Origin of the sequence: Flavobacterium sp. (assembly GCF_043760115.1) — a bacterium.
In the GTDB taxonomy this organism is placed as follows: Bacteria; Bacteroidota; Bacteroidia; order Flavobacteriales; family Flavobacteriaceae; genus Flavobacterium.
On the sequence record NZ_JAYUPK010000036.1, the window covers coordinates 24194 to 45770 of the forward strand.

The following is a 21577-nucleotide window of genomic DNA, read 5'->3' on the forward strand; positions in this document are numbered from 1 at the left end:
TTTAAAAATCATGAAAAAAATTACTTTACTATTATTATTAGCATTTACATCAATTATTTACGCTCAAGATCCAATTTATGTAACAATTACAGGAGAATGTAGTGATGTAAGCGAAAATTACACTTTTAATGGACTTGTAAACGGTAAAAATAATTATGAAAAAACATTTATATTTGATGGTACAACAACATTAATAGAATTAGGATTTGATGGAGTTAAGTGGGTTTTATATTTAGATGGAGATATTACAGATGATGGATTTAGTAATTTTTCTGTACCAGATGGACTTTTACCACCATTTACTGGTTGGGTAAATACAGGATGTTTAGACGGAACAATGACGTTAAGCCAAGTATTAAATGTAGATGAAAATTATCTAAAAAATGTAATTATTTATCCTAATCCATCGTCAGATTTTGTAATTGTAGAAAATTTAAATGATACTTCATCATTTGATTATAAAATAGTTGATTTAACAGGTAGAGTTGTTGCAAAAGGAAAATCGAAATTTAACGATAAAATTTCTGTTGAAACATTGTCTATTGGAAATTATTTAATTCAAATAAAAAATGAAAGCGGAAAAATTTATAATCAGAAGTTGATTAAAAATTAACCAACATCTCAAAACTTTCTTGTTTCATTCTTCGTAATTAAAAGAATGAAAAAACAAAACACATTACTTATAATTTTGTTTCTATTTCAAACTTGTTTATTTGCACAAAAAATAGACAATACGGTTTCGTTTAGAGATATAAAAGATGTAAATTATTTCAGGTTTAATTATGACAATGACTATTTTGGTTCGTCTGATCAAAATTATACACAAGGTTATAACTTTGAATTAGTTTCACCATTTTTTAAAAAAAATCCTGTAAATTATTTATTTCTAAAACCTAAAAACTCAGAAACCAAGTATGGACTTTCAATAGAACATATTGGTTTTACACCTTTTAACATAAAAAGTAATCAAATTCAAGTTGGCGACAGACCTTTTGCTGCTGCAATAATGCTAAAAAGTTTTGCCATTGTTACAGATACACTAAATAAATCTAGAATTTCATCAGCTATAAATGTTGGATTAATTGGTCCTGGCGCTTTTGGAAAAGAAATGCAAGTTGGTATTCATAAAGCTACAGGAAATATTATTCCGCAAGGTTGGCGACATCAAATTAAGAATGATGTTGTTTTAAATTATGAAATAAATTACGAAAAACAACTTGTTCGTTATCGTAATTTATTTTCGCTTCAAGCAAATAGTAATGTAAAATTGGGAACTTTATTTACAAATGCTTCTGTAGGTTTAAATGCAACTTTAGGAATTATAAATAATGCATTTACATCAGTTAAAAGTAAAAATAAGTTTCAAGTTTATTTATATTCTCAGCCAGTTTTTATTGCTGTTGGTTATGATGCAACGCTTCAAGGTGGATTATTTAACACCAAAAGTCCTTATATAATTTCTTCTAATTCTATAGAACGATTTACAGCACAACTTAATTATGGATTGGTACTTCAAACCAAAAGTTTGTTTTTAGAATATTCAAGAGTAAAGCTTACAAAAGAATTTGAAACTGGAACTGCTGCAAAATATGGTGGAATTAAAATTGGGTTTAAGTTTTAAAATTGAGAATTTAAACAAATTGAATTTATTTGTGTAATTAACAACTTAAAAACGGTTTTCACAACAATGAAAACCGCTTTAATAAAGCTTACTGTTTAATTAAAATATACTCTCCAGAAGGAAGTATTGTATCATCTGGAGGTGAAGTAGTACCTTCTAAATAATATCTAGAACCGCTACCTGATAAATTTAATTTTATTGATTCTTGACCATTCACAATTATTTTTTGAATTATTAAAGTGCCACTCAAATTAGTTGTAGGATCAAATAAACTAATAAACAACCTAACATCATTAACGTTGCAATTATTACAAACAGGTTGGTCACTATTTTCTAATATACCATTGCCAAAAATACTATATTTAAGTCTAGAATTATAAATTGAACTTGCATCAACTAAAGTATTAACTAACGATTGATTATTAACTTTATATTCATAACCACCATAAATGTAATCGTTGGTATAAATACCATTGTAATGATTTATTCTTTTTGCCAAAATAATTTTTAAATAGTGTGTACCATCATTAAAAATCCATTCACCTTCAAATGGATTTAGTAGATTATCCAAATCTTTATAATGTTGTCCGGGTGCAACATCCACAGTACCTCTATCTCTAATATTTATTATTTGAGATGTACTAGAATAGCTAATTAAAGCAAATAATATGTATATAATATTTTTCATAATTTTTATTTTTTATTTACACGGTATTGGTAATACTGTAGGGTTTGTAGAAGCAGGGTTTTGAAGTGTTAATTTAGACCAATTTGTCATTGTACTATTTGCTTTATACAATGATATTCCAAAATTTGAAAATTTCTTAAGAAAACCTAACTCTTTATCAGGACTTCGTTGATAATCTAGTGTCAATTCTTTATCCATTAACCCTAGCATTTTTTCTGTTTTTTGCTCTTCAGGTATACCTTCTAATTCTGATGGTGAAATGTTTGCTTGAATATCAGCAGTTAATGCATCTGCAAAAACAGCTTCGTCATCAATCTTTAATGCATACAATTGATCTGCTCCATTAGCATCTTTACAAACTAAAAAAATTACGACCTCAGGAATTAAGCTTGCTTCTACATTATTATTAAATAATACTAGCGAATATACATCTGTCCATGAAAACATGGGTGCACCACTAGGATAGGGATGTGTGTGCACACTACCAAAAATTTTCGCTCCATATGATGCAATAATAGCTAATCCTGGAGTTGGAGCTAATGTTGGTGTTGTATAAATATTATTGTTTTTTACTAAAGACCTTCCATTCTCGCCTGTTTGGTTGAGTGTTAACTTCAAAGCTGGCACCATTGATGGTGCTTTAAGTTTTACACCTGTTGTGGTCGACAAATGTTTTTTTAAAGATAAACAAGGATTTGGTGGTAAATCTCCACCACCACCATGTGGTGATGTCCCTATATCACCAGAACCCATATCTCCTCCAGAACTACCGCCATCTGAACATACTAGAGTTCCGATAAGTACATGTCCATAACTAAATGATGCCCAAGGACTATTAAGACAGCCATCTATTGTACATGGTGTAATGGTAATAGTCTCTTGCCAAGTATAAACCATGTTGCAATCCTCATTATAAGAATATTTAGACAATATTTCTTCTAAAGTTTCACCATTATCAATTTCAGCGGCTTTACATTTATTTGTAAAATCAATGTATTCATCTGTATAAAGTTTTAGTTTTTCTTCTTCTGTTAATGTATATCTCATAGCATATGGCTTGTACTCTCCACCATTTTTTGATATTAAAACCAAATTATCTAAATAAGTTTGTTGAGGTGTTACTATTTCAAAAGTATAGGAATTGAAATTTTCTCCAACGATATATTTTACTTTATCAGTATCAATAGAATATCCAGTTAGTGTATCTGTTATTATTCTATTCATTGCATTTTTTTTAAATAAAGCACTATTATTTATTTTTTCCATTAAAAGATTATTGTTTTCTAAAGCTATTTCATTTACGTAACTAACTTTAATCTTGGATTGGTTGAGAGGTTCGTCTTTATACAATTCCTCTGCACAACTGCCTAGCATAAGAAGTGCATAAACAGCAATAAATTTTGTAATTTGTTTTATTCGATTCTTCATTTTTAAATTGGTTTAAGGTTGTGATTATGAGAGAACCTTTTTTTTTAAAAGGTTGGAACGAGAAGTAATATTTACGGAGGAACTCGTTTTCTTATAATTTTCCTTTGATCAATTTTCATACTACTGCGATTATTTAAAAAAACAACGCAAGCTAATTTTCAAATGCTAGTATCTGAGGTTCGACAAAAACCTTTACCACAAAGCAAAGAAAACGCCTGCGCATATCGCAGACGTTTCTACTCCTTACTTTTCCTGTGGTTACTTAAATTTTGTCGATTTCAGATACAGAAAATTTTAAAGCGAAACGCTATTTATACTTTATTAAAATTTATTTTATAATGCCATTTTTTTTAGATTGATTTTCAAATATAATATTTTTTTTGATAGAATTTAGTTTTGTATTAAAAAAACATATTATGATATTTTTCGAAGTACTTAAAAACGTATTAAAATTAAGGAATCACAAAAAATAAAAATTTAAAATATTCAAAACATTTATTATCTAATTCTAATATCCATTCCAAAAAAAACTCATTAAAATCTTATCAACAATATGAAATGATAAATCTATATTCTAAATTTTAATTTTACCTTTGAACTTTCAAAATAAAATTACAATTATGGTTTATAAATTTAGAGTGATTCTAGATGCTGAAGAAGATATTTTTAGAGATATTGCTATACTTCAAGACGATACTTTAGAAGATTTACACAATGCAATTGTCAATGCTTTTGGCTTTGATGGTTTAGAAGTTGCCTCGTTTTATACTTGTGATGATACTTGGAATCAAGAAGATGAAATTCCAATGTTTGACGCCGGAGATATTCCTGGTGAAAATAAAATAATGAGCGATTATCAACTTATTGATATTCTTGATGGAGAAAATACCAAAATTATATATGTATATGATTTTATAAATATGTGGACGTTTCTAGTAGAACTTGCCGCTGTTGAAGAAGCACAAGAAATTGGTGTAATTTATCCAAGTTTGTTGTTTTCTCATGGCGAAATGCCAGCAGAAGCTATGGAAAAACACTTTCAAGCCGATTTTGAAGAAGAGGAAAGTTATAATGAATATGAAGACGATTTAGACGACGACGATTTAGATTCTTTTGGCGATGATAGTTTTGAAGATTACGGTTTTGAAGAGAATTGGAATTAGAAGAAAGATTCTAAGTTACTAAGATATAAGGTTTCTAAGTTTTTTAAGTTACCAAATTGTCTAGATTTTAAGAATTAATTTTTTACTATATTTATGATTAATTTAAATCAAAAAAATCATGACTAATTACAGAAAACTTATCATTTGGCAAAAATCTATGGATTTAGTAACATTAATTTATACAACAACAAGAATATTTCCAAAAGAAGAATTATTTGGTTTAACATCTCAAATAAGAAAAAGTGCAATATCAATTCCAAGTAATATAGCAGAAGGAAGCGGAAGAGATGGAATAAAAGATTATTTAAAATTTTTAAACATTGCTATTAGTTCACTTTTTGAATTACAAACTCAAATTGAAATTTCTAAAAATATAGAGTATTTAGATGATATACAATTTAACAAAATATTCGAAGACACTAGAGAATTAGAACGTATGATTGTTTCATTTACAAATAAAATTAAAGAAAATAAGTAATATAAAATAAACTATTAAAGTCTAAGAATCTTGGCATCTAAGAAACTAAAAAAAAATGATAAACCTATTTAACACGCACATAGAAAATTTATCCATTCATAGAATTGGAAATAAAAGCCGAAACGAAGAAATCTTTTTGTCTGAAACTAACTATTCTTTAAACGATGAAATTGTTCCATTACTGAAAGAATATTTTTTTAAACCTTTTAGAGACAAAGAAGAAAACTATTATCAATTTGCTCACGAAGTTGATTTAGAATACAATGAAATGTTCAATTTTGCGACGCAAGTTTTTGAAAATCCGTCAAAAATTCACGAGATTTCTAAAAAAATTACAGAACATTTATTTGAACAATCCAATCATCCTCACATAAAAAATGGAGAAGTTTATGTGGCACATTTAACCAATGTATCAATAGATAATAACATTGTTGATGCAATAGGTATTTTTAAAAGTGAATTGCGAACTGATTTTTTACAATTTGAAGAAAAAAATAGCAACCTAGAAATGATTCTTCAAGAAGGAATTAATTTAAATAAACTAGATAAAGGTTGTTTAATTTTTAATTACAAAAAAGAAGAAGGTTACAAAATTTTAACTGTAGATAGCAACAGATACGATGCTCGTTATTGGTTAGAACATTTTTTAAGTGTAGATGCGTTTCAAGATGAGAACTTTATGACCAAGAAATACTTGAAATTCTGTCAAAGTTTTGCCAAAGATGTAGTTTTTCCTGCCGAAGATAAAAAGGAAGAAGTAATGTTTATGAACAGAGCTGTGAATCATTTTGCAAAAAATGACAACTTTGAAGAAACCGCTTTTTTAAACGAAGTTTTAGACAACCCAGATTTAATTCCAGAGTTTAAAAACTATAAAGTAGACAAAGGCGAAAAGTTTAGTATAGAAGACGTTACGAGTTTTCCTATTGCAAATGCTGCCGTAACTGATGCTAGAAAAAGTATAAAAAACGTAATTAATCTTGATACCAATATTCAAATAAAACTAGATTTTATAAATCCAGAAAGTGCAGAAAAGTATGTAGAATAAGGTTGGGACGAAGAAAAACAAATGTATTATTACTTGGTTTATTTTAACAAAGAAAATAAATCATAATAAAATAACTAGTATAAAATTAAATCGTCAATTATTCATTTAATTGACGATTTTTTTGTTTTATTGATAATAAATTAATGTTTTATGCTGTTTATTTGTAGCTTTTTATTTAAAAAAATAGAGAATTTAAGTATTTCATCGAATATATTTGTTGGTTTGTCTGTAATAATATACTTTTAAAATCCCAACCAACAACTTATTGATTATGAATGCGCTAGAAATTAAAGAAAACCTACTTTCAAAAAAATTATTGTGCTCTTTTTTTGGACATAATTTAGTAATTAAAAGAAATGTAACACCAAACTTTAGAGAATTTGAATGTACAACATGTCATTTAGAATTGACTAATAATGCTAAAGGTGAAAAAACATTTTTAACGCCACATTTAAGAGATGTAAATGAAACGCTATTTAACTTTTATAATAAAAGGCATCATTTAGTTTAAAAAAATATTTAAAATCTTAAGATAAATTTTAAAGAAACCTATTTTTTAATCATTAAATTTGAATAAAATCAAATACTATGAAAAAGTTTCTTTTAATTTTTATTGTTGCAACTCTTGTAATACTAGCTTGTAAATCTAATGCTACTTCTGTTACTAATGTAGTTACAATCTCTCTTGAACCAAAAAGCGGTAGCGAAGTAAAAGGAACTGCAACTTTTACTGAAAAAAATGGCTTTGTTATTCTTGAGGCAAAAATTTCTGGACTAAAACCTGGAGTTCATGCCATTCACATTCACGAAAAAGCAGATTGTTCTGCTGCTGATGCATCTTCTGCTGGCGGACATTGGAATCCAACTTTTAAAAAACACGGAAAATGGGGTGAAGCCGAACATCATTCTGGTGATATTGGTAATTTTACAACAGACACTTATGGTAACGGAACAGTTTATTTTAAAACTGATAAATGGGCAATTGGCGGAACTGATGTTACTAAAGATATTTTAAATAAAGGATTAATTATTCACGAAAATCCAGACGATTTTACAACCCAACCAACAGGAAATGCTGGTGGAAGAGTTGCTTGTTCTGCAATAATAAAATAGTTTTAATTGGAAGAAAAAGAACATCATTACTTTAAAAATTCTCAAGAATGGCGCAATTGGTTGCACAATAACCATATTTCTTCGAATGGAGTTTATTTAATTTTTTATAAAGTAAACAGCGAATATGAAAGTATGCGTTGGGAAGAAGCTGTTCAAGTTGCAATATGTTATGGATGGATAGATTCTACAGTAAAAAAATTGGATGATGAACGAAGAAGACAACTTTTTACACCTAGAAATACTAAAAGTGTTTGGAGTAAATTGAATAAATCATACATCGAAAAACTTATTCAAGAAAATTTAATGCACGAAAGTGGTTTGAGTAAAATTGAAATTGCCAAACAAAACGGATCATGGGAATCGCTAGATGATGTTGAAAATTTAATAATTCCTAATGACTTAGAAATTGCTTTCAGCCAAAATGAAATTGCTTTTTCTAATTATAAAAACTTTAGTCCATCGTACAGAAAAAACTACTTGTATTGGTTAAATCAAGCTAAAAGAGAAGAAACTAGACAAATTAGAATAGCACAAATTATTTTTCTTTGTGAGCAAAATATAAAATCTAGATAACAATTTAGTAAGCAATTGTGTTAAAAAAAATCATAGCTTTGCAATACAAAATTTTAGTATGATAAACCCATCGGCAAACGGCTGGATTGACAAATATTTTTCTGAAAATATAGCTTCTTTTTCTTCAGAAAGTACCTTGTCATTTTATAAAAAAATTCGTGAAAGTGGTTTTATATTTGGACATATTATTACTTTAAATGCTTCTAAAACTATTGATATTACTAATTGGAAAAGTGATGAAATATCTAAAGTTGCGTTATTAAATTCTTTATTTTTAACCCATTGCATTGAAACTAAAGACTCCAATTCTACTTTATTTATAGAAAAAGCTGTAGTTTTTTATAATGAAATGCATCCCAAAGGATTTTCATTATTTAAAAATATACTTTCAAATACTAATTCTCAAAAATTAGAAAATTTAATTAATCAAAGAGTTCAAACCAACAAAGACAGTATCAGTAAAAACTTTTCGCATATTGTAACAAATGCTTTGCTTTTTTTAGACATTTTAGCTTTTAAAATGTATCTAGAAAAAGGCGAAATTTCTGAAAAATATCTACAAAAAACAGAAGAAATAATTCTAACAATAATTTCGTTAGCATTACAATTAAAAACTAAAAAGACTCTCAACGACGATTTGCTTATAAAACTTTTCGAAGCTTCTGTTAGATATACCAAATTTTCTGATTTAAATAAATCTGTTTCTTTAGAAAATTTATCTTTCGATTTTTTTACTAATGATTTAGAACGATTTTATCTTTTAGATTTGGCAGGAATGGCACTTTGGAATGATGGTATTGTAGAAAATGATGAAATTTATTTTCTGCATAAACTGGGTGAAAAACTAAATTTATCATCCCATTTCGTTGAAGAAAGTATTTCAAATACAAATACATTTATTGGTGAAAATAAAAAAGATATTCAATATTTTAATTATTCTAATCCTGTAAAACATTTTTATGACCAAACTACCAATGGTGTTGAAGTTTTAATAAAAAGAAACAAAAAAAGGTTGATAAAAGAATTATCTGAAAGTAAAGAATTAGTAGCTCTTTTGGCAAAATCTACCAACAAAGATTTGAGTAAAGAAGAAAAAAAGAAAGTAAAAAAACAAGTATTAGATGTTTGCAAAAGCATTCCATCATTAACTATTTTTTTACTTCCTGGTGGCGCATTATTATTGCCAATATTGATAAAATTTATTCCGCAATTATTACCTTCTGCATTTAATGAAAATCTTGAAGAAGATTAAAATTTTAATTGATATACTTCATCTAAATCTTTGTTAGAACTAATGTTTACCTCTAAATCGGTTACATAACCTGAGTTTAAACCATAAGCCCAACCGTGCAAAGTTAATTCTTGACCGTTTCGCCAAGCTGCTTGTACAATAGAGGTTTTAGACAAATCAAAAACTTGTTCTTTTACGTTTAATTCTACAAATTTATTAAAACGTTCATCGTCATCTAAAATTGAATCTAGATAAATATTATGCAAACGATACACATCTTTTATATGACGAATCCAATTGTCAATAATTCCTATAGAATCATTTCCCATTGCGGCTTTAACTCCACCACAACCATAATGACCACAAACCAAAACGTGTTTTACTTTTAAAACATTAACTGCATAATCTAAAACACTAAGCATATTCATATCGCTATGAACAACCATATTTGCAATGTTTCTGTGAACAAAAACTTCGCCAGGTTTTGCACCAATAATTTCATTTGCAGGAACACGACTGTCTGAACATCCAATCCACAATAACGTAGGACTTTGACCTTTAGCCAAATCTTTAAAATAATCTTTATCAATAGCCACTTGACTTTCTACCCAAGTTTTATTGTTGTCAATTATTTTCTTATAAAAATCACTCATAGTATTATTTATTAAGGAATTGTTTAATTACAAATTTTATTCTGCACAAAAAAGAAGAGATCTATTAGCAACTATTATAATTTAAAAAATTAATAAAAAGAAACTTCACCATCTGCAATATTATGCATTCCGCCAATTATTCCAATTTCTCCATTTAGAATCATCTCTTTTAAAATTGGGCTTCTTTCCATAATGGCATTAACAGTTCTCTTTACATTTATTGAAGCTACTTTCTCAACAAACTCAGCGTTAGCTGAATTTCTGTTTTCAGTTTCGGTTTTTTCATCATAAACTGCTGGCTGAATTTTACTTAACAAAGCTGTAAGATTACCCATTTCAACATGATCACAAGCACCTTTTACCGCGCCACATTTAGAGTGTCCTAAAACTACAATAACTTTAGAACCAGCAACTTTACAAGCAAATTCCATACTTCCTAAAATATCTTCATTAATAATATTTCCAGCGATACGAACACTAAAAACATCACCCAAACCTTGATCAAAAATAAGTTCAGCCGAAGTCCTAGAATCTATACAACTTAATATCACTGCAAACGGATGTTGACCATCAGACGTTTCATTAGCTTGTTCTAATAGATTTCTGTTGGCTTTTAGATTATTCATAAATCTTTTATTACCATCTTTTAAAATTTCTACAGCCATAGTTGGTGTTATGGCAGATTGCATTTCTTTATTTAATGTTTTCATCTTTATTATTCTTTAAAATCAATTGTATTAACTTCAACTTTTACAGTTTGTCTTTTCATAGCATCATATTTATGCTCATAAGTAACTGTATTTTTAAATCCTTCTGTATTTTCTAGTTCGTATGCTTCTTTAAATCCAATAAGTTTTACTTTTATATTTTCATCTTTAGAAGTTATTTTTTTAAATTCTTTAATCAAATCTAATACATCGTGAGCAATATAAACAGTATCTGTTGCATTAATTATAACTTTAGAATTAGCAGGAATAGATGAAAGTGTAGATTTAATTGCCGATTTATTTAAAAAAGAAACTTCTTGCGCCAAGTCTATATGAATAATATCGCCATCTTTATATTCTTCTTTTTTAAAACTGTAAGCACGTTTCATATTTCCTTTCAGAATAAAAATTACACTAATAACCATTCCCAAAGCTACACCTTTTAATAAATCTGTAAATACAACTCCTATAAAAGTAGCAATAAATGGAATAAATTGATATTTTCCTTTGTCCCAAAAATGTTTAACCGTTTTAGGATTTGCCAATTTATAACCTACCATTAATAAAACAGCAGCCAACGTAGCCAAAGGAATTTTATTTAAAATAAATGGTATTGATAAAACACTAACCATTAATAAAACTCCGTGAATAATTGTAGACATTTTAGATTTTGCGCCAGCAGCATTGTTAGCAGTAGTTCTTACAACTACAGATGTCATTGGTAATCCACCAATTAATGAACTAATAATATTTCCAATTCCTTGTGCTTTAAGTTCAACATTAGTATCAGTATATCGTTTAGAAACATCCATTCTATCTGATGCTTCAATGCACAAAAGAGTTTCAATTGATGCAACAACAGCAATGGTTACCGCAACAATCCAAACTTTAGTATTAGTTATAGCAGAGAAATCTGGTGTAACAATAATGTTTTTAAATTCATCAAAAGATTTTGGAACAGGCAAACTCACTAAATGTTCTTTAGAAATTACAAAAGCGCTTCCAGTTTTTATAAAAAATTCATTTAAAAGTATACTAACAATTACTGCAACTAATGCTGCTGGAACTAATTTTAATTTCTTTAAAAAAACTACTTTAGTCCATACTATTAAAATAGATAAAGAAATTACAGCAATTAAAACTGAACCCAATTGAATATGATTTAATACTTGGAAAATTTCAGAAAATGAGTTTTCACCATCAATTTGAAAAAATGATTCATCACCTTCAAAATCTGGATCGTATCCAAATGCGTGCGGAATTTGTTTCAAAATAATTATTACTCCAATTCCGGCAAGCATTCCTTCAATTACATTGTTAGGGAAATAATTAGAAATAGTTCCTGCTTTAATAAATCCTAATAAAAGTTGAATAATTCCTGCTAATAACACTGCTAGTAAAAAAACGTTAAATGCTCCCAAATCGGTTATTGCAGTTAAAACTATAGCTGTTAATCCTGCTGCTGGACCAGAAACACTTAAATGTGATTGGCTTAAATAACCTACAATTATTCCGCCAACTACTCCAGAAATTATTCCTGAAAATAATGGTGCGCCAGATGCCAATGCAATTCCTAAACACAACGGAAGTGCTACTAAAAATACCACTAAACCTGAGGCAAAATCAGATTTAAGGTTTGCAAAAAGATTGATTTTTTTTGTCATTCCTAAAAAATTTAATACAAAACATAACCTCACACGATGTGAAATTAAAATAAAACTGTTGTTTGTATTAAATTAATTTAGGTGGTGGAATTAAAATATCTCTAGAAATTAAATCAAGATTGGATTGATTTTCATTAAAAATTTTAATGTTAGAATTGAATTCAAATTGTAAAATATCTTGAAAACAATACTCTTTTAAAACTAATTTCAATTCTTTAACTTCTTTTTGAATTTCTTCTTCAGATGTTGAGTAAAATGCAGTAACGTTAACTTTCTCTTCTATCAATGTAACTATAGTAGGCATTGCTAAAAAAGAAATAAAAATAATAAGAAAAAAATTAACTGCAAATTTCATTTAGCAAAAGTAACTAATCAAGTTAATTGTTAAATAGTATTATAAAAAATTTAACATTGAAAAATTAAAAAAAACAAACTCATTTACCATAAGTTAAATTGATAGTTTTTATATTTGTATAAAATTTTACTATAATGACAATTACTCAATTACAATATGTTTTGGCTGTTGCCGAATACAAAAATTTTACACTAGCTGCCGAAAAATGTTTTGTTACACAACCAACATTAAGTATGCAAATTCAAAAAATTGAAGAAGAACTTGGTATTCAGATATTTGACAGAACCAAGAAACCTATTCAACTTACAGATATTGGATTAAAAATTGTAAATCAGGCAAAGAATATTGTAAATGAAGCAGATAGAATTCAAGACATTGTGCAACATCAAAAAGGTTTTATTGGTGGCGATTTTAGAATAGGAATTATTCCAACTATAATGCCAACGCTTTTACCTATGTTTTTAAATAATTTTATAAAAAAATATCCAAAAGTAAATTTGATAATTGAAGAGTTAAATACAGATGAAATTATTACAAAGTTAAATAATGGTCATCTTGACGCTGCAATTGCTGCAACACCATTAAATGAAGATAAAATTAAAGAAATTGTACTTTATTTTGAACCATTTGTTGCCTACATTCCAGAAAATAATTCAATACACAATAAAAAAGAAATTGAAGTTTCAGATTTGAATTTAGATGAAATTTTGTTGCTTCAAGACGGACATTGTTTTAGAGATGGAATTTTAAATTTATGTAAAAACGTAAATAAATCTGAGAAATCTAATTTTCAGATAGAAAGCGGAAGTTTTGAAACTTTAATTAAACTTGCCGATGAAGGATTGGGAATTACCTTGCTTCCATTTCTTCACACCTTAGATTTAAGTGAGAAAAATAAAACTAAATTACGTCATTTTAAAGAACCAAAACCTGCAAGAGAAGTTAGTCTTATTTATCCAAAAACCGAACTTAAAATTCATATTATTGATGCCTTACGATCAACAATTGCTGGAGTTATTAAAGGTGCAATAGTTTTTCAGAATGTAGAAATTATAAGTCCAAAACCAATAAAATAATTATATCCACGAATATTAAACCATTCTAATCTCATTTAGAAAAAAGTTTTAAAATTCGTGGATAAGTTTTAGATAAATTAAATAGTAAAACTAACAAAATCCTTTTTTTGTATCTTCAAATATTTCTGAAGAACAGATTTGTAGTTCGGGTTTGTTTACCGTAAAATAAGAAAGCCAATTTTGCAATTGATCTATTTCATAAGGTAATAAATTTCTAACCGCTTTTTTAAGACTTCGCTTAAACAAGTTAGAATCAAAACTTACACTTTCAAGCTCGTTTTTAGTGTAATCGTAAATCATTCTAGGCATAATTTTAAGATTTAGGGTTATCTTTATATTAATAGGTAAAGTAAATTTACAATTAATTAATAGTACCAACCTAGAAAAAATTGATTTATTTATCGATTAAATACATTTTTAGACGATAAATTACAATTTTAGTAAAAATACATATCAATAAACTTACAATTAAATTTACAGCAAATAAAAAAGGAACCGTTTAAGTTCCTTTAGTTTTTATTTATTGATAATCAGTAAACTGTGCCTTAATTCTGGTTTTTCAATTACGAAACTAAGTAACCATTCTGTAAGTTCTTCAATTTCATAAGGTAGTAGTAATTTAACTGCTTTTTCTAATTCTTTACAAAAAAGTTTAGAGTCAAAGCTAACTCTTTCTAACACCGACTTTGAATAGTCGTAAATTAATCTTGACATAGATTTCTTGGTGATTTGGTTAGAATAATTATATTTAAGAACGTTTTATTATTTTAATTAGTATCAAAAGTAAAAAAAAAATCTATTCGATATCTAAAATCTAAGTTAAAAATTGTTTAACGTTGCTGTTAATTTTTTGTAGCTCTTAGCATTTCACGTTTTCCTGGTGCGCCAGGTAATTTTTCTACAGAAAACCCTGACGATAGCATTGCGTTTTTAATGGATGTTCTTCAAGCATAAGTAACCAAAACGCCACCAAATTTGAGTGATTTATACATTTTAGCAAATATAATTTCATTCCATAAATTGGGTTGCACAGTAAAACCAAATGCATCAAAATATATTAAATCAAAACAATTTTCATCAATAATATCTTCAAAAAATTGTTTTCGCTTGGTTAAACAAAAAGTTTGAGAAATTTTATGTTTTTCTTCCCAAGTACATTCATGCATTTCATTAAATATTTCGTTTTTATCCGAAGAATTTAATTCTGAAACATAATTCATTTGCATTGCTTCTTCCAAAGCAACTGGATATGCTTCTACTCCAACATAATCAATAGTTTTATTGTTTTTTTGAGCTTCTAAAAAAGTTATAAAAGCATTTAAACCAGTTCCAAAGCCAATTTCTAAAATAGAAATACTTTCTTGAGAAAATAATTCGAAACCCGATTTTATAAAAACATGATACGCTTCTTGAATTGCGCCGTGTTTAGAATGGTAACTTTCGTTTAATTCTGGTAAATGTATAGTGGTTGAACCGTCTTTTGTTATTTGAATTTGTCTTTGCATAAAACTTAATTCTATATTTAAATATTACTTTAAATACAATTTCTTAATTTTAGGAATTGGTCCACCACATTTATTTTCGTGACATTTTATACAAGATTCTATACCTAAATTGTAATTCTTTTTGGCATTCTCTGCATTTGTATCAGAATAAATTAATTTTTGCGTAGCAATAAATAAAGTGGCATGTTTTTTAAAAAAAGCATCATTATCTGTTTCATCAGTAAATTTAGAAGTGTGAATTTTTGAATAATATTCTGGAAATTTACCAACGGTTTCGCCTTTAGAAATTTTATCTTTTAAACGTAAATTCTCAACATACATTTGTTCCATCAATGCTGCCATTTCTGACATTTCGTACATTTCAAACTTTTTTTCTTTTGAAACACAATTAGCCGAATCTTTTTTATTATCAACCTTAACAACTTCTTTCTTTTGACAAGAAAAAAGCATCATTGAAGCAACAAAAACTACTAAAAATTTATTCATTATTTCTTAATTAAAACCCCAGTTGCTTTGAAAGCAAATGTAATTTCTGGTTTTTTGATGGCATCAATTTCTGCTTGCGGTTTTTTTGCATCTTTAGCATAATGCTTTAATTCTTCAACAGAAACTACATCTATATAGGCAATTCCGTTTATAATTGCTTCAGAATTATCTGCATTTAATGGAACGAAAAAACCATAATCTTTAAATCGAACAAATGATTGTTTGCTTTCAGATAAATCCATTTGCATCCAACATCCTTTTTTCTTGCAAACTTCTTTAATAGTAGACTTGAATTTTACAGCAATTGAATCGCCTTTTTTTAAAGTCTTATACTTTTTAAGCATTTCTTTATTAGTCAATACTTTATTTGCATCAAATTTTTCTCCAAAAAGTGCATAATCATTAGTATTTATTGTTGTTGCAACGACTTTAGCTTTTTTAGATTTTTTAGGTTCAACTTGTGCATTTACAGTACTTCCAATAAAAAGTGCAACCAAAAACATTAAAATAGATATTTTTTTCATTTTTATATTATTTTGAGTTTAATTCAAAGGCAAAAATAATCACTTATTGAAAACTTTGATACAATAAAACAACTTTTTTTTAATTTATTTGAGAATTAACTAACAAATTTAAAAATAGTTTAAAAGATTGAAAAATCGAAACAATTTATTGAAATTTCGTAATTTTAGCATCTAATTTTTTATTAGTTTAGCAAAAAATAAAACAATTAATAAATACTTTTTAAAATTTTTATATAACTAATTGATTTTGATTAAATTATAGAATTATTTTAAACTATAAAACCTATTATATGAGTTTAAAAACTACGCTCGAAATCGATATAGTTAGCGCTTCTTCATCAAAAATTGATTCGGTAGATTTTGAAAATCTTGCCTTTGGAAATGTTTTTACAGACCATATGCTACTTTGCGATTTTAAAGATGGTCAGTGGCAAAAACCAACAATAAAACCTTACGAACCTTTTTTAATTGATCCTTCTGCTAAAGTTTTTCATTATGGACAAGCAATTTTTGAAGGAATGAAAGCTTATAAAGATGAAAATGACGACGTTTGGCTTTTTAGACCAGATCAAAACTTCAAACGTTTTAACAATTCGGCTAAAAGAATGGCAATGCCAGAAATTACTGAAGATATTTTTATTGATGGATTAAAAACGATTTTGAAAATTGAGAAAAATTGGGTAAAAAAAGGACTTGGAAATACTTTATACATTAGACCTTTTATGATTGCAATTGGCTCTGGAGTAATTGCCCAACCTTCAACTCAATATAGATTTATGATTATTCTTTCGCCAGCTCGTTCGTATTATTCTGGTGAAGTAAAAGTTATTATTGCAGAGCATTATTCTCGTGCTGCTAATGGTGGAATTGGTGCTGCAAAAGCTGCTGGAAATTATTCTGCACAGTTTTACCCAACAAAATTAGCTAATGATAAAGGTTTCCAACAAATTATTTGGACTGATGACGCAACACATACCAAACTAGAAGAAGCAGGAACAATGAACGTTTTTTTTAGAATAAACGACACATTATTAACTGCGCCAACAAGTGAAAGAATTTTAGATGGTGTTACCAGAAAAAGTTTAATTGATATTGCAAAACGTGATGGAATTAACGTAGAAGTGCGTTCGGTTTTGGTTTCTGAACTTGTTGAAGCTTCAAAAAACGGAACTTTGAAAGAGATTTTTGGAGCAGGAACTGCTGCAGTTGTTAATCCGATAAAAGGATTTTCTTATCAAGATGTGTATTATGAATTGCCAAAAATTGAAGATTCTATTGCTTTAGAATTAAAAGATAAATTGACCAATATTCAATATAAATTGGCTGATGATACTTTTGGTTGGACTGTAAAAATCTAAACATAAATTTAAACAGAAAACCATTTTTCTACCATTTCTTTTTCAGAATCAATAGCGTTTTTATGATAAAATTCGTTGGTTTTAGAGTTATAAATATATTCTTCTTTCCAAATTTTATGATTATTTGCTAATTCTAAAATGCTAGAACACACTTTTTGAATTTCTTCAAATGTAGTTGTTGGATGAATGGACATTCTAATCCATCCTGGTTTTTTTATTAAATCGCCTTGCGTTATTTGACAGACTAAATCGTTAGACATTTCGTGATCTACGTGCAATAAATGATGACCATAAGTTCCTGCGCAACTGCAACCTCCACGAGTTTGAATACCAAATTTATCGTTTAATAATTTTACTCCTAAATTAAAATGCAATTCTTCTATATAAAAAGAAATTACTCCTAATCGTTCCTTTTGATTTGGTGCTAAAATTTTAATATTTTCAGTAGTTCCTAATAATTCGAAAACATATTCTATTAGTTCGTGTTCACGTTTTAAAATATTAGTTACACCCATTTTTTCTTTAAGCTGAATTGCCAAAGCAGTTTTTATAACTTGAAGAAAACCTGGCGTTCCACCATCTTCTCTGTCTTCAATATTGTCTATGTATTTATGTTCGCCCCAAGGATTTGTCCAAGAAACTGTGCCTCCACCAGGACAATCTGGAACATTATTTTTATACAAATTTTTATTAAATATTAAAACTCCAGAAGTGCCTGGACCACCAAGAAATTTATGTGGTGAAAAGAAAATTGCATCAAGATAACTTTCGGCATCTTCTGGATGCATATTGATGTTGACGTATGGTCCAGAACAAGCAAAATCTACAAAACAAACACCATTATTCTGATGCATTAACTTAGCAACTTCATGATATGGCGTAATTATTCCTGTAACATTAGAGCACGAAGTTATTGAAGCAATTTTAAAAACTCTATCTTGGTATTGTTCTAATAAAACTTTAAGATTGTCTATGCAAAATAATCCTTCGTCGCAAGCTGGAATTACAACCACATCGGCTATAGTTTCTAACCAAGAGGTTTGATTAGAATGATGTTCCATGTGTGAGATAAAAACTACTGGTTTTACTGCTGATGGAATTGTTGCAAATTCTTTAAGATTTTCTGGAATTCGCAAGCCAAGAATTCGTTGAAACTTGTTTACAACACCAGTCATTCCTGTTCCATCATTAATTAAAACATCGTTATCATTGGCGTTAACATGATGTTTTATAATATGTCGTGCTTTGTGATAAGCCATTGTCATTGCAGTTCCAGAAATAGTAGTTTCGGTATGTGTGTTGGCTACAAATGGTCCGAATTCGTTTGTAATTTTTTCTTCAATTGGTCGATATAATCTTCCGCTTGCCGTCCAATCGGTATAAATAATTTTTTGTTTTCCAAAAGGTGAATCGAATTCTTGATTGATTCCGATTATGTTTTTTCGGAATTGACTGAAGTAAGTTTCTAAATCGGTAACGTTTTCGGTAGCAATCATTAGTACTAGAATTTGATTGTAAATATAGTACTTTTTGGTTGATTTTTAAAAGTTTACAAAAATTGAATATGCTTTGGGTTAAAACCCAAAGCAATTAAAAAAAGTATTGATATGGAAAATAGGAATTACATAACTAGATAAAGCCCAAGCCATTTATTGCTTATTAATTAAAAAATTGATAGTGCAAAATTCGTTTGAAAAAGCTATTTTAAAATATTATTTAATTGCTATTTAAATTCAAACTTGTCTCGCTGAGCTTGTCGAAGTGCTTTTTTTTTTGCATTTCTATTATAAAAACATTTCGACAAGCTCAATGTGACATCATCTATTAAATTGATACTGTTTTTGTTTGATAAAAAATTGTTTAAACATAACCATTTTTAATGGCGTAAACGGCAAGACCAACTCTGGTTTTAAGCTCTAATTTTTCGCAAAGATTGTCGCGATAACTTTCTACAGTTCTTGGTGAACAAAACATTTTTTCGGAAATTTCTTTGTAACTCATTTCGGTAGAAACGTATTTTAAAAACTCTGATTCTCTGGTAGTTATTTTAATTTCGTTGTAGTTATTTCTATCGTTTAAGCTTGCAAAAACCTTACTTGCAGCCCAATCTGGATAGTAAAATCCGTTTTTTACGATGGCAAGAAGTGCTTTTTCTAAATCGGCTGGATGTGTGTTTTTTAATAAATATCCTGTGGCACCATTTTTTACCATTTTTATAACGCTTTTTTCATCATCTTGCATACTCAACGCCATAATTAGTGTCTCTGGATGGTTTTCTTTTAACCATTTTGCAGTTTCAAATCCGTCCATAATTGGCATACTTATGTCTAACAAAACTATGTTTGGAATTGGGTTGTTCGCCTTAAACTTGTCTTGTAAATCTTTACCATTTTCACATTCGTAAAGTACTTCAAAGTTTTCGAAATTGGCTATAATACCACGTAATGCTTTGGCAATTAAAATATGATCGTCTACTATAACAATTGAGTTTTTCATTTAAATTGGTATTTCAATGGTTAATTTTGTTCCGTTTTTATTGCTTTCAAATTGGTACTTTCCGTTAATCATTTCAGCTCTTTTTTTCATATTGTTTAAGCCAATTCCGTTGGATTTAGTTGTTGATATTTCAAATCCTTTTCCGTCGTCTTTAAGTTCTAGTTTGGCTGAATTAGAAGTTGATGATAGTAAAATAGAAATATTTTTACAATGCGAATGTTTGATACTGTTTTGAATAAATTCTTGTGTTATGCGAAGTAAAACTGTTTTTGTTTGATAGGATAATTGTAAACTTTGAGTTGCATTTTCAAATTTTACATTACAAATTTTAAGCTCGTTTATTTTATCAGCTTCTAATTTTAAAAGTTGAGAAATTGCTGATTTTTCGATGGTGTTATCAGTTAATGATTTAGATAATTCTCTTAATTCTGACAACGATTGATTTATAATTGTGCTAATATTTTCTATGCTTTCATTAATATGTGGTGCTTTATTTTCGTAGGCAAGTTGTTGCGTATACAAGCTTGCAAGAGTTAATTTTTGACCAATATTATCGTGAATTTCTCTACCTATATGCTGCATGGTTTGCTGTTGCACTTCTAGTTGTGTGGCAAGTAATTCTTTTTGGTATTCTTGTTTCTGAAATTGAAGCATAGCTGTGTGTTCTTTTTTCTTTAGTTTGTATTGCTTGATGAAAGTTATAATACCAGCAATAAATAAAATAAAGAAACCGTTAAATAATAAAAGTGGTATTATGTTTTCGATTTTCCCCATATAAATGATGCTGAAAATAATAAATACATTATGTTAACTGAGAATAAAAAAAAGGTTTTATAATTACTCCATAATTCTTTATCACTAAAGAACATATCTTTGTCTAAAGCAAAAAAAGGCAATGTTCCAATATAAAAAAACATAACTCCAATATTGATATAAAACATTTTATTAGTTGTAAAATTTAAAATTTCATCTGATTTTATTTGTTTTATAAACTCTAAATAAACCATAATTGCTAAAAGAAATACTCCAACCGTATATGTCATTGAACTTATCATTCTAATTGAATCTAAACTATAAAAATGAAGGATGAAAAACATAAAATATATTGCTAAACTTGAGTAAAATAATTTATCAGATTTTAAAGATTTTTTTGCATACAACCAATAAAAGAAAATAAATTCTACTGGTATAATAAAAAAATTGTAATAATACCTTCTTAATTTTGGAATATAATTCAAACCAAATTTACTAAATAACTCAGCTAACGCAATGAAAATTAAATATATTACAAACCATCTCCAATAAGTTTTATTAGTTTTCTTAAAATAAAAAATACTTATGATTGCACAAATTATCTCACTAAAAATAATTGTATTATATAAAATGGTTTGTAATTGACTCATATATTAT

24 protein-coding genes and 2 pseudogenes are annotated in these 21577 nt (G+C 27.9%); 11 read left to right on the forward strand and 15 right to left on the reverse strand.

Translation table 11 applies throughout. The features are described 5' to 3' along the window. Positions 1-10 precede the first annotated feature (10 nt). Both ACH2BC_RS03150 and ACH2BC_RS03155 read left to right on the forward strand, forming a co-directional pair. Complete coding sequence (locus ACH2BC_RS03150) at positions 11-613, forward strand: T9SS type A sorting domain-containing protein (RefSeq protein WP_395052534.1); 603 nt, start codon at positions 11-13, stop codon at positions 611-613. 45 nt (positions 614-658) lie between these two features. Then, positions 659-1621, forward strand: coding sequence for a lipid A deacylase LpxR family protein (locus ACH2BC_RS03155; protein WP_395052535.1), 963 nt, complete (start codon positions 659-661; stop codon positions 1619-1621). 88 nt (positions 1622-1709) lie between these two features. Here the strand turns inward: ACH2BC_RS03155 and ACH2BC_RS03160 are convergent, their stop codons facing one another. Continuing rightward, positions 1710-2309: a DUF6705 family protein gene (locus ACH2BC_RS03160; protein ID WP_395052536.1), complete on the reverse strand. Its 600-nt coding sequence runs from the start codon at positions 2307-2309 to the stop codon at positions 1710-1712. 12 nt (positions 2310-2321) lie between these two features. Continuing rightward, positions 2322-3737, reverse strand: coding sequence for a hypothetical protein (locus ACH2BC_RS03165; RefSeq protein ID WP_395052537.1), 1416 nt, complete (start codon positions 3735-3737; stop codon positions 2322-2324). A gap of 620 nt (positions 3738-4357) precedes the next feature. On the opposite strand from ACH2BC_RS03165, the gene ACH2BC_RS03170 reads away from it, so the two are divergent. The 7 genes and pseudogenes from ACH2BC_RS03170 (at position 4358) to ACH2BC_RS03200 (ending at position 9364) form a co-directional block, all read left to right on the forward strand. Then, a complete protein-coding gene (locus ACH2BC_RS03170) occupies positions 4358-4900 on the forward strand; it encodes a hypothetical protein (protein ID WP_395052538.1) in 543 nt (180 codons plus the stop codon). Between the two features lie 118 nt (positions 4901-5018). Further along, positions 5019-5378, forward strand: a complete 360-nt coding sequence (locus ACH2BC_RS03175) for a four helix bundle protein (protein ID WP_395052539.1) — start codon at positions 5019-5021, stop codon at positions 5376-5378. A 55-nt stretch (positions 5379-5433) separates the two neighbouring features. Then, a pseudogene (locus ACH2BC_RS03180) lies at positions 5434-6492 on the forward strand (nucleoid-associated protein). Between the two features lie 205 nt (positions 6493-6697). Further along, positions 6698-6937, forward strand: a complete 240-nt coding sequence (locus ACH2BC_RS03185) for a hypothetical protein (RefSeq protein ID WP_395052540.1) — start codon at positions 6698-6700, stop codon at positions 6935-6937. A gap of 77 nt (positions 6938-7014) precedes the next feature. Then, a complete protein-coding gene (locus ACH2BC_RS03190) occupies positions 7015-7539 on the forward strand; it encodes a superoxide dismutase family protein (protein WP_395052541.1) in 525 nt (174 codons plus the stop codon). A 6-nt stretch (positions 7540-7545) separates the two neighbouring features. Continuing rightward, on the forward strand, positions 7546-8112 hold the full coding sequence (locus tag ACH2BC_RS03195; protein ID WP_395052542.1) for a YdeI family protein: 567 nt from the start codon (positions 7546-7548) through the stop codon (positions 8110-8112). Positions 8113-8170: 58 nt separating this feature from the next. Then, positions 8171-9364, forward strand: a complete 1194-nt coding sequence (locus tag ACH2BC_RS03200; protein WP_395052543.1) for an LETM1-related biofilm-associated protein — start codon at positions 8171-8173, stop codon at positions 9362-9364. Here the strand turns inward: ACH2BC_RS03200 and can are convergent. The 4 genes from can to ACH2BC_RS03220 all read right to left on the reverse strand — a co-directional run bounded on the left by can (position 9361) and on the right by ACH2BC_RS03220 (position 12671). Further along, positions 9361-9996: a carbonate dehydratase gene (can, locus tag ACH2BC_RS03205; protein ID WP_395052544.1), complete on the reverse strand. Its 636-nt coding sequence runs from the start codon at positions 9994-9996 to the stop codon at positions 9361-9363. The two genes, ACH2BC_RS03200 and can, sit on opposite strands and share 4 nt — an antisense overlap. Positions 9997-10085: 89 nt before the next feature. Next, positions 10086-10706: a carbonic anhydrase family protein gene (locus ACH2BC_RS03210; protein WP_395052545.1), complete on the reverse strand. Its 621-nt coding sequence runs from the start codon at positions 10704-10706 to the stop codon at positions 10086-10088. Positions 10707-10711: 5 nt separating this feature from the next. Continuing rightward, the gene (locus tag ACH2BC_RS03215; RefSeq protein WP_395052546.1) at positions 10712-12367 is read right to left on the reverse strand and encodes a SulP family inorganic anion transporter; all 1656 of its coding nucleotides are present in this window, start codon (positions 12365-12367) and stop codon (positions 10712-10714) included. A gap of 67 nt (positions 12368-12434) precedes the next feature. Continuing rightward, a complete protein-coding gene (locus ACH2BC_RS03220) occupies positions 12435-12671 on the reverse strand; it encodes a hypothetical protein (protein WP_395052547.1) in 237 nt (78 codons plus the stop codon). Positions 12672-12856: 185 nt separating this feature from the next. Here ACH2BC_RS03220 and ACH2BC_RS03225 point away from each other — a divergent pair, with 185 nt between their 5' ends. Continuing rightward, positions 12857-13798: a LysR substrate-binding domain-containing protein gene (locus tag ACH2BC_RS03225; protein ID WP_395052548.1), complete on the forward strand. Its 942-nt coding sequence runs from the start codon at positions 12857-12859 to the stop codon at positions 13796-13798. Between the two features lie 90 nt (positions 13799-13888). On the opposite strand, the gene ACH2BC_RS03230 is transcribed toward ACH2BC_RS03225, so the two are convergent. From ACH2BC_RS03230 to ACH2BC_RS03250, 5 genes and pseudogenes are all read right to left on the reverse strand, one after another. Further along, on the reverse strand, positions 13889-14107 hold the full coding sequence (locus ACH2BC_RS03230; RefSeq protein WP_395052549.1) for a hypothetical protein: 219 nt from the start codon (positions 14105-14107) through the stop codon (positions 13889-13891). Positions 14108-14314: 207 nt separating this feature from the next. Then, complete coding sequence (locus ACH2BC_RS03235) at positions 14315-14512, reverse strand: hypothetical protein (RefSeq protein WP_395052550.1); 198 nt, start codon at positions 14510-14512, stop codon at positions 14315-14317. Positions 14513-14640: 128 nt separating this feature from the next. Continuing rightward, a pseudogene (mnmD, locus tag ACH2BC_RS03240) lies at positions 14641-15303 on the reverse strand (tRNA (5-methylaminomethyl-2-thiouridine)(34)-methyltransferase MnmD). 24 nt (positions 15304-15327) lie between these two features. Beyond that, the gene (locus ACH2BC_RS03245) at positions 15328-15789 is read right to left on the reverse strand and encodes a hypothetical protein (protein WP_395052551.1); all 462 of its coding nucleotides are present in this window, start codon (positions 15787-15789) and stop codon (positions 15328-15330) included. After that, positions 15789-16313, reverse strand: coding sequence for a DUF4920 domain-containing protein (locus ACH2BC_RS03250; RefSeq protein WP_395052552.1), 525 nt, complete (start codon positions 16311-16313; stop codon positions 15789-15791). Before ACH2BC_RS03250 ends, ACH2BC_RS03245 begins: the two co-directional genes overlap by 1 nt. Before the next feature lie 290 nt (positions 16314-16603). On the opposite strand from ACH2BC_RS03250, the gene ACH2BC_RS03255 reads away from it, so the two are divergent. Continuing rightward, positions 16604-17671 carry a branched-chain amino acid aminotransferase gene (locus tag ACH2BC_RS03255; RefSeq protein ID WP_395052553.1) on the forward strand — a complete coding sequence of 356 codons (1068 nt, stop codon included), beginning with the start codon at positions 16604-16606 and terminating at the stop codon, positions 17669-17671. 8 nt (positions 17672-17679) lie between these two features. On the opposite strand, the gene ACH2BC_RS03260 is transcribed toward ACH2BC_RS03255, so the two are convergent. The 4 genes from ACH2BC_RS03260 to ACH2BC_RS03275 all read right to left on the reverse strand — a co-directional run bounded on the left by ACH2BC_RS03260 (position 17680) and on the right by ACH2BC_RS03275 (position 21570). Further along, positions 17680-19167 carry an aminotransferase class V-fold PLP-dependent enzyme gene (locus tag ACH2BC_RS03260; protein ID WP_395052554.1) on the reverse strand — a complete coding sequence of 496 codons (1488 nt, stop codon included), beginning with the start codon at positions 19165-19167 and terminating at the stop codon, positions 17680-17682. A 364-nt stretch (positions 19168-19531) separates the two neighbouring features. Continuing rightward, complete coding sequence (locus ACH2BC_RS03265) at positions 19532-20167, reverse strand: response regulator (protein WP_395052555.1); 636 nt, start codon at positions 20165-20167, stop codon at positions 19532-19534. Continuing rightward, positions 20168-20941, reverse strand: a complete 774-nt coding sequence (locus ACH2BC_RS03270; protein ID WP_395052556.1) for a sensor histidine kinase — start codon at positions 20939-20941, stop codon at positions 20168-20170. Beyond that, a complete protein-coding gene (locus tag ACH2BC_RS03275; protein ID WP_395052557.1) occupies positions 20920-21570 on the reverse strand; it encodes a hypothetical protein in 651 nt (216 codons plus the stop codon). The genes ACH2BC_RS03270 and ACH2BC_RS03275 overlap by 22 nt, the downstream gene beginning before the upstream one ends. Positions 21571-21577 lie beyond the last annotated feature (7 nt).